At 60.4% G+C, this 12,128-nt stretch carries 13 protein-coding genes and 1 tRNA gene; 9 read left to right on the forward strand and 5 right to left on the reverse strand.

Features of this window, described 5'->3' with window-relative positions:
* Positions 1-7: 7 nt before the first annotated feature.
* Positions 8-280 carry an Atu4866 domain-containing protein gene (locus AC0L3H_RS21335; protein ID WP_473586805.1) on the reverse strand — a complete coding sequence of 91 codons (273 nt, stop codon included), beginning with the start codon at positions 278-280 and terminating at the stop codon, positions 8-10.
* An 85-nt stretch (positions 281-365) separates the two neighbouring features.
* Positions 366-1,109 carry an SDR family oxidoreductase gene (locus tag AC0L3H_RS21340; RefSeq protein ID WP_473586794.1) on the reverse strand — a complete coding sequence of 248 codons (744 nt, stop codon included), beginning with the start codon at positions 1,107-1,109 and terminating at the stop codon, positions 366-368.
* 120 nt (positions 1,110-1,229) lie between these two features.
* On the opposite strand from AC0L3H_RS21340, the gene AC0L3H_RS21345 reads away from it, so the two are divergent.
* Together AC0L3H_RS21345 and AC0L3H_RS21350 are read left to right on the forward strand one after the other, a co-directional pair.
* On the forward strand, positions 1,230-2,120 hold the full coding sequence (locus AC0L3H_RS21345; protein WP_473586795.1) for a LysR family transcriptional regulator: 891 nt from the start codon (positions 1,230-1,232) through the stop codon (positions 2,118-2,120).
* A 227-nt stretch (positions 2,121-2,347) separates the two neighbouring features.
* On the forward strand, positions 2,348-2,755 hold the full coding sequence (locus tag AC0L3H_RS21350; protein WP_091595630.1) for a hypothetical protein: 408 nt from the start codon (positions 2,348-2,350) through the stop codon (positions 2,753-2,755).
* 61 nt (positions 2,756-2,816) lie between these two features.
* Here AC0L3H_RS21350 and AC0L3H_RS21355 read toward each other — a convergent pair whose 3' ends face one another.
* The gene (locus tag AC0L3H_RS21355; RefSeq protein ID WP_091595632.1) at positions 2,817-3,005 is read right to left on the reverse strand and encodes a DUF3606 domain-containing protein; all 189 of its coding nucleotides are present in this window, start codon (positions 3,003-3,005) and stop codon (positions 2,817-2,819) included.
* A gap of 71 nt (positions 3,006-3,076) precedes the next feature.
* Here AC0L3H_RS21355 and AC0L3H_RS21360 point away from each other — a divergent pair, with 71 nt between their 5' ends.
* The 3 genes from AC0L3H_RS21360 (at position 3,077) to AC0L3H_RS21370 (ending at position 7,536) form a co-directional block, all read left to right on the forward strand.
* Positions 3,077-3,973 (forward strand): ATP-dependent DNA ligase, encoded by an 897-nt coding sequence (locus AC0L3H_RS21360; protein ID WP_473586796.1) that lies wholly within the window; start codon positions 3,077-3,079, stop codon positions 3,971-3,973.
* Between the two features lie 1,599 nt (positions 3,974-5,572).
* Positions 5,573-5,929, forward strand: a complete 357-nt coding sequence (locus tag AC0L3H_RS21365; protein WP_473586797.1) for a hypothetical protein — start codon at positions 5,573-5,575, stop codon at positions 5,927-5,929.
* Positions 5,930-7,059: 1,130 nt separating this feature from the next.
* Positions 7,060-7,536 (forward strand): DUF1127 domain-containing protein, encoded by a 477-nt coding sequence (locus tag AC0L3H_RS21370; protein WP_473586798.1) that lies wholly within the window; start codon positions 7,060-7,062, stop codon positions 7,534-7,536.
* Positions 7,537-7,870: 334 nt separating this feature from the next.
* Here AC0L3H_RS21370 and AC0L3H_RS21375 read toward each other — a convergent pair.
* Positions 7,871-7,960: transfer RNA gene (locus AC0L3H_RS21375), tRNA-Ser, on the reverse strand.
* Between the two features lie 369 nt (positions 7,961-8,329).
* On the opposite strand from AC0L3H_RS21375, the gene AC0L3H_RS21380 reads away from it, so the two are divergent.
* The 3 genes from AC0L3H_RS21380 to AC0L3H_RS21390 all read left to right on the forward strand — a co-directional run bounded on the left by AC0L3H_RS21380 (position 8,330) and on the right by AC0L3H_RS21390 (position 10,552).
* Positions 8,330-8,647, forward strand: coding sequence for a hypothetical protein (locus tag AC0L3H_RS21380; protein WP_473586799.1), 318 nt, complete (start codon positions 8,330-8,332; stop codon positions 8,645-8,647).
* Between the two features lie 67 nt (positions 8,648-8,714).
* On the forward strand, positions 8,715-9,395 hold the full coding sequence (msrA, locus tag AC0L3H_RS21385) for a peptide-methionine (S)-S-oxide reductase MsrA (RefSeq protein ID WP_473586800.1): 681 nt from the start codon (positions 8,715-8,717) through the stop codon (positions 9,393-9,395).
* Between the two features lie 167 nt (positions 9,396-9,562).
* Entirely contained in the window at positions 9,563-10,552 is a 990-nt protein-coding gene (locus tag AC0L3H_RS21390; RefSeq protein WP_236375727.1) for a BMP family lipoprotein, read from the forward strand.
* A gap of 291 nt (positions 10,553-10,843) precedes the next feature.
* On the opposite strand, the gene AC0L3H_RS21395 is transcribed toward AC0L3H_RS21390, so the two are convergent.
* Complete coding sequence (locus AC0L3H_RS21395; RefSeq protein ID WP_091600472.1) at positions 10,844-11,053, reverse strand: SlyX family protein; 210 nt, start codon at positions 11,051-11,053, stop codon at positions 10,844-10,846.
* Positions 11,054-11,212: 159 nt separating this feature from the next.
* Between AC0L3H_RS21395 and AC0L3H_RS21400 the strand changes: the two genes are divergently transcribed.
* A partial coding sequence (locus AC0L3H_RS21400; protein WP_473586801.1) for an ABC transporter ATP-binding protein occupies positions 11,213-12,128 on the forward strand: 916 nt, incomplete at its 3' end.

The raw sequence follows: 12,128 nt of genomic DNA on the forward strand, positions 1-12,128 counted from the left end.
ATGTCGTCTACTTCGCCCGATACAAGATCATGCCGGCGTGGTGCAGCACGCCGTCGATGAACGTTCCGTCAGCGGTAAAGCCGGTGTCGTCCCAGTAGTCGATGTGATTTCCCCGGATCTCATAGCGCCCCTGGTATGCGCTGTCACGGTTCCCGCGCGCTTCGTCATAGCGACCATTTGGAAGCAAGTTGTGGCGGATATGGCCATCCGCCGTGACCCACATCCCGACATAGGAGTGGCTTGCCGAAGCTGGGGTAACGGAATTCTGCGCGATATTCATTTGGGCGAAGCCTTTCTGTGCGGATAAGTCGGCCGCGCCGGCAACAAGCACGGCAGCGGCAAGGATGGAAATCTGTTTCATGGGACTACTTGCTGGCTGTCGGCCGGATGACGATCTCGTTCACGTCGACATCGTCCGGCTGTTCGATGGCAAAGCGCACGGCACGGCCGATCGCGTCGGGCTGCAGCGCAATGGCGCGATAGGTCTTCATCGCTTCCACTGCGATCGGATCGGTGATCGTGTCGGCGAGCTCGCTCTCGACCACGCCGGGATGAATGCAGGTGACGCGGATGTTGTCGTGCTCCTGCCGCAAGCCATCGGAGATGGCGCGGACCGCGTATTTGCTTGCGCAATAGACAGCGGCTGTCGGCGATACCGAAAGCGCGCCGATGGAGGCGATGTTGACGACATGGCCGGAGCCTCGGGCCGTCATCTGCGGCCGCACCGCAGCGATGCCGTAGAGCACGCCCTTGATGTTGACGTCGACCATTCGGTCCCATTCATCGACCTTCATCGAGATCATCAGCGACAACGGCATGACGCCGGCATTGTTGACGATCACATCGACGCGTCCCCAGGCCTGGCGCGCCGCCTCGGCAAAGGCGGCGACATTGGCGCGGTCGGTCACGTCCAGGCGGCGTGTCATTGCCTCCCCGCCCTTTGCCCTGATCTCTTCTGCGAGCGCGTCCAGCCGATCGGTGCGGCGCGCACCCAGCATGACCTTTGCTCCTGCGGCACCGAGCTCCCGGCCGATGGCGGCGCCAATGCCGCTCGAAGCCCCGGTGATGAGCACGACTTTGTTGGGGGACAAGTTTGGGTTGAGGGACATGTTCGGTCTCCGTCTGGTTGATCCTTGAACCGCCATGCAGCGGTTGCCACGAAGATGGATCTGTTTCACTGTAGCGATAAGACGACCATTTGTTCACAGCGTCGAAAGCACAGCTAACCAATGCAGCCGGATCTCAATGCGCTTGCCGTCTTCGCCCTCGTCGCCGAGGAGCGGAGCTTTCGCGCGGCTGCGGACCGGATGGGCGTCACCCGCTCGGCGGTCAGCCAGACGATGAAGCGGCTGGAAGAGACGCTCGGTATCGCGCTCGTCCAGCGCACGACGCGAAGCGTCAGCCTGACCGAGGCTGGCGAACGCCTCTACGCCGAGATAGCGCCCGCCATCGCCGACATGCGCGCCGCAATGGAGAGCACCGGGGACCTGCGCGAGCGTCCGCGCGGGCAGTTGCGGCTCGCCGTCTCGTCGATCGCCGAGCGCTTTCTTTCAGGGCCGTTCCTGGCGACCTTTGCCGAAGCCAATCCGGAGGTCCGGATGGACATCACGGTGACGGACGAGGAATTCGATATCGTCGCCGAGGGATACGATGCCGGCGTCAGGCTCGGCGAGGTGATCGAGCAGGACATGATCGCGGTGCCTGTTGCCGGTGACGAGCGGCAGCTGGCCGCCTGCGCGCCGGCCTATCGTGATCGGTTTGGCGAGCCGTCGCATCCGCAGGAACTCGCGGGCCATCGCTGTATTGGCTGGCGTCGCGCCCCGAAAGTCGCGCCCTATCGCTGGGAATTCGCCGAGGACGGCAAGGAGTTCAGCGTCGCGGTCGCGCCGGCGATCACGACCAACGACATGGCGTTGATGATAAAGCTCGCCATTGCCGGAGCCGGCATCACTTTCGGCATGGAGGAAAGCTTTCGCCCGTGGATCGCTCGGGGCGAGCTGGTGCCGGTTCTCGTCGACTATTGCCCGCGCTTTGCCGGCTTCTACCTTTATTATCCGAGCCGTCGCAACGTCGCGCCGAAGCTGCGCGCGCTTGTCGAACACCTGCGGCGTCCTGGCTAGCGTTTTCCACGCGGACGATTGAACCGAAATCGCTTTCCGGCCGCCCGCTTTGGGACGGGAGTCCAGATCGTCAAACTCCGCTGTGCGCACCCGGTATCTCGATGTTGCATTTATATTAGTGTGAGCGCATGTTTTCATCAGCCGGCGCAAGCCGGTTAGGCCCGGTGGCCAGCCGGTCACCCCCAACAGGCTGCCGGGCCGCCTGCAACGGCTTGGGAGGACATGACATGCCGAAAATCTCGGAACTCTTTTTCAAGACAGCGATCGTCTTTCTTATTCTGGGAATTGCAGCCGGCCTGCAAATGGCAATTTCAGGCAATCACGGCGCCTACCCGGCTCACGCACACATCAATCTCCTGGGATGGGTAACAAGTGCAATCTTCGGTGGGTACTACGCGCTGAACCCGACAAAAGCCGCCCGCACTATCGCAATGGTCCATTATGGCGTCTATAATTTTGGCCTGGTGGTGATGTTGCCGGCCCTCTACTTGATGCTGCATGGAAATCCGGCGCTTGAGCCGATCGTCGCCACCGGCTCGATGATCGTCGCTGCCAGCGTGCTCATCTTTGCCTTCGTGGTTTTCTCCGCCGAAACGGCGCGCTCAGTCTCGGGAATGCCTGCGGTTCCACGCTAAACGATGTCAGGATATTGCTGAGCCAACAAAAAGGCTCGCGGCACCTCTGAGCGTTTGGTCATCATTGTGCCGGCAATGCCTTCGCGGCAGCGGTCAGAGTTGCCCGATCGTTGCCGTGCTTGCGGATCAGCTCGCGCACCTGCTCCGGCGTGATGTTGTTCTGCAGAGCGAAAAAGTTCACCTCATAATCATCGTCCGCCGATATCTTGTTGCGGTCGCGAAAGTCGCGTTTGTTTTTGTCGTCTGCCATATCGCACGTCCTTTTAGAGTTTTATCATATTCACTATGGCTAATATACGCCGATGACCTAGACTGGGTTCCATGCGCAGGCGGGCAGATGCCGGCACCGGCCGGCTAGAGTTCATCCCCCCGATGGAGCCCAAGCTGGTGGCCATGCCGCCCGAGGGTGACAACTGGATTCATGAGATCAAGCTGGATGGCTACCGCGCCCAGATCATTATCAACGGCCCCGAGGATATCCGCGTCTATACCGAAACCGGTAAGGACTGGACGCGTCAATATCTGGGGATCGTGGAAGCCGCGGGTGAGCTTGAGGTCAAGAACGCCATCATCGACGGCGAGGCGGTCGTCACCGACAAGGCCGGCATGCCCGACTTCAACGCGCTCCAGAACGCCGTCCACGACAATCCCTACGGCATGTACCTGTGCGCATTCGACATTCTGCACCTGAACGGCCATGATCTGCGCGACGTCGGCTGCAAGGCGCGCCGCGAAATTCTCAGCGGTATCATCAAGCCGCACAGCCGGATTCGGTTCAGCGAGGCCCTGCCTGGTGACGCGCAGTCGCTCTTCCACCTCGTCGAGGAGGTCGAGCTTGAGGGAATTGTCTCGAAGCGCGCCGACAGCAAATATCGCAGCGGCCTGACCTCGAACTGGCTGACGACCAAGAGCTTCACGGTCGATGAATTCGAACTGCTGGGCGTCGAGCGCCAGCCCGGCGAGGCAGCCTTCGCCCTTTTGGCACAGCCCGGCACCGGGAAATATGTCGGTTCCGCCCTGATCAGCCTCGGCCGCGACATGAAGGAGCGGTTGTTCAAGCGGGTTCGGGAGCACGCCGGGCCGCCGCCAGAGGCGATGAAGAAACGGCCGGGGACACAATGGCTCAGGCCCGGGGTGAAGCTGCGCATCAGGCATCTTCGCGGCGACCACAGTCACATACGCAATGCGTCGCTGCTGGGTTTCGGTGACGAGAGCTAGTGCGCTTTGTCTGCCCCCTTTGAGCGACGGGCGCTTCGGCGCCGCAGCCAGAAGGACGTCGTGACCTGGTTCACGCGGCTGGCCAACGACTGGCTGCCCAAACCTTCATCCTTGGCCGCACCAGCGCTTCGTCGTCAATCAGCCGAAGCAGGAGCCGTATGCCCCTTGCCTGATTGGGCTCGTCGGATCTGTGTGGGGCGCTCGGCAATGGGCGTGCCCACCGCTGTATTATGCGACGATTGAGCCCGCTACGGACATGCCCGGCTGGGCGGCAACCAGGCCGCGAATTGGCCGCAATGTCCCGGTTCAACTGTCTGCCGTGGCTCATGCTATCCCTGAGGTGCGTGAAGTATGAAGTATCTGTTGTCTCTGGGCATTGTGCTCTTTTCGGTACCTTTATCGGCATCGGAGATCATCCTGGAGCAGGTCACATTGCGCCGAGGGATGGAAGGCGACACCAGGCAGTCGGGAGCCTTGGACGATCCAAAAACCTACAGCAAAAACAAGGTGTACCGTGAGGAAAAGGCGCTTGCAGCGAAAGCTGGCGTCGAGATAGACCAATTCCTGGATGATTACTATGCGAAAGGATTTCGGAAGGAATCTGGAGCCAACAGAGCAGTACACTACCTGATATTCTACAATTCAATCTCGGCACCGCAGTGCAAGAGGGAATATTTGATCCAGCGGGTAAGGCACACCAAAATATACTACCCAAATAATAGTAGGATTGCGGACAAAACAGTCAAGTATCATGTGGAGGTTTTCAAGCTGAACAGCTACGGGCACACCAAACGCGCCGACCGTCATAACAGCTTCATTTTCTGGGGGACGTCCAATCGCGAAAGACTGTCGTCGACATCGAGGTCGGTTGCGGCGAGGTGCGCAGCGTGGCCGATGGATCGGCTTGGCCTTTCGAGCAGAAAATCCTGTTTAAAGAGTTGCAGGACTATTCCAGCAAACCCGGCCTCTACGACAAGGTCAGCTTCGAGTTCTCGAGGTCTTACAGCTTTGCTTCGGAATTCGACCGGAATGGACACAAGATAACGTTGCCGGATTTTCTTAGGTAAGCTTCCTCGAGGCGACCTTGCTGCCTTCCCGGCTGAAGCAGCTGATCTGAGCCGTGCCCGACTTTCCTTTCAGCCGCCGCCGGGACTCGAAGGTTTTCTACGGTGACGTGCACCTTTTTGTCTTCTTCTGTTCCCGCAACCCGTTGCCCGCTGCCTCACGGTGGCGGGGCCTTTTGATGGGCACACCGGAACCAGAGCTTAGCGATCCGGTTAACTGGATATGCCAAACAAGATCAAAGACCTGCCACCGAAGCCCGCCCCGAAGAAGACACCTGTCCGTCGTCCCGACAAGGAAGCATCGCCGGAGCCTGAACATGTGGACCCGCCGCCACGAGACGTGCGCGAGGCTCCGGCACCAAATCCAAACGGCGACAGGACGGGACCAACCGGCCAGCAGTAGGCGAGGCAAGCAACTGCGGGAACGGATACATTTTTGTCAGCAGACAACGCTGCCCCATTCCATAGCGCCTCTCCGAACTGTTGTTTCGGTGCTATGGTGTTCCTGCATGATCAGACTGCAAGGATATGAGGCATGCCCGAAATCACCCGCCGTACACTTCTTGCGTTCACCGCCGTAGCCTCGGTCGTTGAACCGACGTTTGCTGAAGGGGAAGGTGCCTCGCGCGAATTGCAGGCGCTGATTGGAGCCCATGAGGCGGCCTATGTCGCGCTCCACAGGGTTGTTCATCGAACGGACAGCAGCAGCCACGACCGCAAGAGGGCAGACCGGATTGAAGAGGACGCATTGCTGGCCATCTGCTCCTTTCCTGCGATCAGTCGAGGCGACCGCCGAGCCAAGGCCGAGTACCTGTTAGCCACTGAGGCACGGGGCGAACTTGACCTGGAAGAGCACATGCAGGCCATCCTGCACTCGATGATGCGTGGCTGATACCGTTGTCACCGGCAGCCACCGCAATTCGATGGCTCCAGCGAGTTCAATGGAAAGCGGATGGTTCTGCGGCTCTCTTGGACTGCTCGGCCCGACGATGTGGGTGCCCGTACACGTGGGAGAGCATCACATCGAGCCCTTGGGACCGGTACGAGGTGCAGCCGCCCGGTATCTACCTACGCGGCGCGTCGTTGAGCGAGGTGGAAACCCGAACGGGCTCGACGAGGCTCGACGGCGGTCACGATGCTGTGGTGGTGATCGCAGTACACGCGGTCAGGCGAAGTTGGCCCAGCACAAAAGCGGTGACCGCCGGGCACTGACCGATCTTCGCGAACCGGGAAGCGGCATTGACAACTGCCCAGCTTGATGAGGGGGACGTCACTCGTTGGCAGTCTGGTATTTTCTGGCATGATGTCTTTCTGATTCCTAAAGGTTGGCCGTACGTCATCGCCATGATCCAATAGTCTGGTTTCCACCGTGGAGGGCAGCGACTGGATCGGGCGAGTTCATCTCGCTTGGCTGGCTATGGAACACCATGTGGTGTCGGGAACTGCTTCAAGCAATTGCTTGCGGCTAGAAGCCACACCGCTGCTGATGGGTGCGCGAAGCAGGCATCCCTTGTCCGTGCCGGTTGACCTCCCGGGGGAGCTTGTCCGAAGGCGGGGTGGGTGCGGATTGTGGGGGCCCACCACGCTGCGTTTTTTTTCGGCTTTTAGGGAACCGGCCAGCAATGCGGATACATTTTGTCAGCAAGCGATGTAGTCGCGTCCTAGAGCGCCTCTCCGAAGTGTTGCGCCGGCTGGCCAGCTCGTTGTGTCGATAGCTGCGCTCGTGCCACCGTTTGGTCAGCGCGGCGAGGTCGGCATCGCAAAGTCTTGAGATGAAGGCCGGAGAGCCTGTCACAACAGCCTCTTGTTCAATCAGGTGTACTTCACCTTACTCCCTATCCAAGGAAATTTGATGGCCGCAGGCCCCGCTTTCCGGAAAGCAAAACTGGGAGCGGATTTTTCCAATGTTTTCCCCGGTGTGGGAATTCCCACAGCCGAGCCTGGTTCGACTGGCATATCCTTGTTTGCAACATCCAGGCCCGCCGGCTCGTGTTCAAGCCGGCTAAGGGAAAGGGAACGGTCATGAAATTCTTGGCTCCCGTCACAAAACTTGCTGCGGCGTTTCGCAAATTCGCCGCGCGGCGCTACCGGCCGGAGCTTTATTATATGCGTGGCCCGGGGCCAGCCACCGCCCGCCATGCGAGCACGCACGCCGAGCGAAAGGCTCTGTTATCGGCAACGGACCAGTTGAGCCGTTTACCCGATGGCGTCCTTGGCGACATCGGCATCTCTCGTGACGAAATCATGTGCGCTTTGCGAAGCCGCGCCACCCGCCCTGCGGAGGCCTTTGCCCACGCCCGCTCTCCCCGAAGAGAGAATGACGCCATTCCGGGCGAGAGTCCAGAAGCTGCGGTAGTGGGTCATTTTGAAATTGCGGAGCAGGGCCATCATTGGCGGAATGAACTCAAGCCGGCCGAGTCCGGCACGCACTGGTTTACGCACGGGGCCACAATCACAGAGCCAGGCTGTCACCCCTTACGCCCCGCAATGGGTCAATAAGTCTGGCACCGTACTTGCTTGGTAAGATATGGGGTGGGGTGGAGGCCCGTCGCTTCGCAAATGTAGCGGCGGGTCTTCTGCATACGGGTCGCGCCCCGCCTAAAACCACAGAGATGGGCCGAGCTTGGAAAATTCCATCACAAACGCATGAAACGAGTCGCCCCAAAGCACAGCGTACCCAAGGACCGGTACCAGGCTCGCAAATTGGGGCAGCTTCGTGCGCGCTAACGAAGCAACATATGTCCATCTCGGCCTGAATTTCTGCAACTTCATGTCGTACCTAAATTTGTACACAAGAAGAAAGGAAAAACCATTTGCGCAAGTCAATGGCATATGGCGGAGAGAGCGGGATTCGAACCCGCGTTACGGTCTCCCGTAAACACACTTTCCAGGCGTGCGCCTTCAACCACTCGGCCACCTCTCCGTCCTGGCATTTTCACCGCGGCCGGTTTCGCCGCGCGCGGGTTGGGGAGATGCCGTCTCCCTCGGGAAATTCCGGTGCGAAACGCCGCACCGTGGGTGCCGTCAACCAGCGGACACCCTTTCCCCGCTCCTGAGCCGTCAAAGCAACAGGGCGCGGGGCTCATCTAGTCGATCCGGTGCCGAATGCCAAGACGCTCTATTCGCTTTGTCGGATAGAGTTGCTCTGTTCCTAGCCGACCGACGCCTCTCCGACGCGAACCGGCGGCGCAGGTTCAACTTCAAGTGTCGCAATTGCGGATAAAGCGCGCAGATCCTATTTATCAGTCCGATACAGATATTTCTGAAAAGCTTGCGGGGAGGTAAGGTCTGGGTGTTCCGCTTCGTCTTCCGTCTTGCCGCAATGGTTGCGCTTTCGGTTTCGGTCATCATGGCGGTGGTCGACGCGACGCGCTCGGTGGCGGCCTCCGCCCTGGTCATGACACCGCTCAACACCAGTTGGCTCGCCGTCGCGCCGGATACGCGAAGCGCCTTCGAGAGCTTCGTCCGCGACAAGCTGGGTCCGCTGCTGTGGGACGGCGCCATCGCCTGGGTGCTCAACCAGCCTGGTTTCGCGGTGTTCGCGGGGCTTGCCTTCATTCTCTACATGATCGGCTACCGGCGGGAACGGCCGACCGGGCGGTTCGCCTAGACTTGATAATTCTCCAGCGTCCCCAAACAAAGAGAAAGCCCCCAACAAAGAGAAAGGGAGACTGCACATGTTCCTCAGCGACATGCTGAACAAGAAGCTCAACCTGCCGAAACCTGCCGAGGCGCTGCCGGGCCGCGCCAACCCTATCCCGACGGCATCCAATCATTTTGTCTCGAAGCGGCCGCTGAAGGGCCCCTATCCAGACGGGCTGGAGAAGGCGATGTTCGGGCTGGGCTGCTTCTGGGGCGCGGAACGCATGTTCTGGCAGGTCGAGGGCGTCTGGGTCACGGCCGTCGGCTATGCCGGTGGCGTCACCCCCAATCCGACCTACCAGGAAACCTGCACCGGTTTGACCGGCCATGCCGAAGTCGTGCTGGTCGTCTACGACCCGAAGATCGTGTCCTATGTACAGCTTCTGAAGCTGTTCTGGGAAAGCCATGATCCGACGCAAGGCATGCGCCAGGGCAACGACGTCGGCACCACCTACCGCTCGACGATCTACACCTTCGGTGATGCGCAATACCAGGCGGCGATCGCCTCGCGCGACGCCTACGAGGCCTCGTTGCACGGCGCTGGCCGCGGCAAGATCACCACCGAGATCGCTCCGGCACCGGAATTCTACTTCGCCGAGGAAGACCACCAGCAATATCTGGCGAAGAATCCCTACGGCTATTGCAATCTGCAGGGCACCGGCGTCACCTGCGCCATCCCGGCTGCCGTCTCCGCTGAGGCCTTGGCGGGACGATGATCCCGGCTTTTCCAACAGGTCAAAATTCCGCGTGAATTTTGCTTCGGGCCGTGCCAGATTGGCCCGAAGCGGGAGGAAGACACTCCTGTCTGATGTCGCATGCCTGCCGGAGAACCGGGCAGGCAGGCGGTGCATAACGGAAAAATAACCGACAGGGTGTGGATCACATGAAACGTATCGTTCTCGGCCTCCTGGCCGCAACTGCGATGGTTCTTCCGGCCTTCGCCGCGGACATCCAGCCAGCACTTCTCTACGATCTCGGCGGCAAGTTCGACAAGTCGTTCAACGAGGCGTCCTACAACGGCGCCGAAAAGTTCAAGGCCGAAACCGGCATCGCCTATGTGGAATTCGAGGTTTCGAACGCGACCCAGCGCGAGCAGGCGCTGCGCCGTTTCGCCGAGGATGGCCGCAATCCGATCGCCATGGCGGGCTTCTCCTGGGCGGATGCGCTGGAGAAGATCGCCGTAGAATTTCCCGAAACCAAATTCGCCATCATCGACATGGTCGTCGACAAGCCCAACGTCCGCTCCGTCGTCTACAAGGAGCAGGAAGGCTCCTACCTCGTCGGCGTGATGGCGGCGATGGCCTCGAAGACCAAAAAGGTCGGCTTCATCGGCGGCATGGACATTCCGCTGATCCGCCGATTCGGCTGCGGTTATGTCGGTGGCGCCAAGGCGGCCGGCGCGACCGATGTCATCCAGAACATGACCGGCGACACGCCGGCAGCCTGGAACGATCCGGCCAAGGGCGGCGAGATCGCCAAGACGCAGATCGACCAGGGCGCCGACGTGATCTACGCAGCGGCAGGCGGAACCGGTGTTGGCGTGCTGCAGGCAGCAGCCGACGGCGGCAAGCTCGGCATCGGCGTCGATTCAAACCAGAATGGACTGCAGCCCGGCAAGGTGCTGACCTCGATGGTCAAGCGCGTCGACGTTGCCGTCTACAACACCTTCATGGACGCCAAGAACGACAAGTTCACCGGCGGCATCAACGATCTCGGCCTCAAGGAAGGCGGCGTCGACTACGCCATGGACGACAACAACAAGGCGCTTGTCGACGACGCGATGAAGGCGGCGGTTGAAAAGGCCAAGGCCGATATCATCGCCGGTACCGTCAAGGTGCATGATTACATGTCGGACAATTCCTGCCCTTATTGATCGCAGGGCAATCGCATTTGGTGTCTTGCGAAGGTGGACCGGATTCTTGCGAAGAGGACCCCCACCCTAACCCTCCCCACAAGGGGGAGGGAACGCTGCCGCGAGCCAATTTGCCGAGGTCAGCGCCAACGGAAGTCTCCCTCCCCCCTGTGGGGAGGGGTTAGGGGTGGGGGTACATCGTAGAGCGAAAGCGTCGGCTTTCCACAGCGTAGCCCAGCTATTGATCGCGACCTTGCCGATCCGCTCGAAGCCGCCGGTGAAAACCCGGCGGTTTCTTGCTTATCAGCAACCTCACCAGTGCGGCGGCTTGGTCACCGGCACGTCGGGGGCGGCCTGTTCCTCCAGCGCCAGGAAGCGGTCGGCCAGCGCATCGAGCTTGCGCTGCATGCGCTCGATCACCTTCCACTGCTCGGCGATCTGGCCGGACAGTTCCTCGATGGTCTTCTCCTGCTCGGCGGCGCGGATTTCCAGCGTCGTCAGCCGGTCGTCGGGCATGGTCATTTGAAATCCTCGATCCAGGCGATTGTGCAGGCTGCGGCCACGTTCGAAATTGACAAGCGCGCAGGGATTTGTCGAGAGTGAACGCTGCTCCGGCAATTGGCACAGGCGGGGCGTCATGCTAGGCGTTTTGACCAAGCGATAAAAAATGGGACAGGCCGCATGGCGCAAGCCGCAATCGAGCTGGTCGGCATCAACAAGAGTTTTGGCGCCGTCCGCGCCAATCGCGACATCAATCTGGAGATCGCGCGCGGCACCATCCATGGCATTGTCGGCGAGAACGGCGCCGGCAAGTCGACGCTGATGTCAATTCTTTACGGGTTCTATCAGGCTGACAGCGGCGAGATCCGCGTCGGCGGCCAGCCGGCGTCGATCAAAACGCCCAACGACGCCATCGCGCTCGGCATCGGCATGGTGCATCAGCATTTCATGCTGGTCGACAATTTCACGGTGCTGGAAAACGTCATTCTCGGCGCCGAAAGCGATGCGCTGCTGAAGAAGAGCATCGCCAAGGCGCGGTCCGAGCTGGAACGGCTCGAGCGCGAATATGGGCTGGAGGTCGATCCCGATGCGATCATCGAGGAGTTGCCGGTCGGACTGCAGCAGCGTGTCGAAATCCTCAAGGCGCTGTATCGCGGCGCCGAGATCCTGATTCTCGACGAGCCGACGGGCGTGCTGACGCCCGCAGAAGCCGACCATCTGTTCCGCATCCTCAGGCAGTTGAAGGAGCAGGGTAAAACGATCGTGCTGATCACCCATAAGCTGCGCGAGATCATGGCGATCACCGACACGGTCTCGGTCATGCGCCAGGGCACGATGGTGGCGACACGGGAAACCACGAAGACCACGGTCGGGGAACTGGCCGAGCTGATGGTCGGGCGCCGCGTGCTGCTCAGGGTCGAGAAGGGCGAGGCGGAAGCCGGCGGGGTCAAGCTTGCGGTGAAGAACCTGACGGTGAAGGATTCTCGTGGCGTCACCATGGTCGACGACGTCTCCTTCAATGAGGCCTTTGCACAGAATCGGATTGATGATTCCGGGGGTAAGGAAGAGAGGGAGATGATTCGGATGGTCGATCGTG

Source organism: Mesorhizobium sp. WSM4816 (assembly GCF_055811535.1).

Coding starts and splice junctions, on each gene's coding strand:
- AC0L3H_RS21340 (WP_473586794.1), bottom strand. CDS start 1,109: ATGTCCCTCAACCCAAACTTGTCCCCCAACAAAGTCGTGCTCATCACC.
- AC0L3H_RS21365 (WP_473586797.1), top strand. CDS start 5,573: ATGCCCGAAATCACCCGCCGTACACTTCTTGCGTTCACCGCCGTAGCC.
- AC0L3H_RS21370 (WP_473586798.1), top strand. CDS start 7,060: ATGAAATTCTTGGCTCCCGTCACAAAACTTGCTGCGGCGTTTCGCAAA.
- AC0L3H_RS21335 (WP_473586805.1), bottom strand. CDS start 280: ATGAATATCGCGCAGAATTCCGTTACCCCAGCTTCGGCAAGCCACTCC.
- AC0L3H_RS21395 (WP_091600472.1), bottom strand. CDS start 11,053: ATGACCATGCCCGACGACCGGCTGACGACGCTGGAAATCCGCGCCGCC.
- AC0L3H_RS21390 (WP_236375727.1), top strand. CDS start 9,563: ATGAAACGTATCGTTCTCGGCCTCCTGGCCGCAACTGCGATGGTTCTT.
- AC0L3H_RS21360 (WP_473586796.1), top strand. CDS start 3,077: ATGCGCAGGCGGGCAGATGCCGGCACCGGCCGGCTAGAGTTCATCCCC.
- AC0L3H_RS21350 (WP_091595630.1), top strand. CDS start 2,348: ATGCCGAAAATCTCGGAACTCTTTTTCAAGACAGCGATCGTCTTTCTT.
- msrA (WP_473586800.1), top strand. CDS start 8,715: ATGTTCCTCAGCGACATGCTGAACAAGAAGCTCAACCTGCCGAAACCT.
- AC0L3H_RS21355 (WP_091595632.1), bottom strand. CDS start 3,005: ATGGCAGACGACAAAAACAAACGCGACTTTCGCGACCGCAACAAGATA.
- AC0L3H_RS21345 (WP_473586795.1), top strand. CDS start 1,230: ATGCAGCCGGATCTCAATGCGCTTGCCGTCTTCGCCCTCGTCGCCGAG.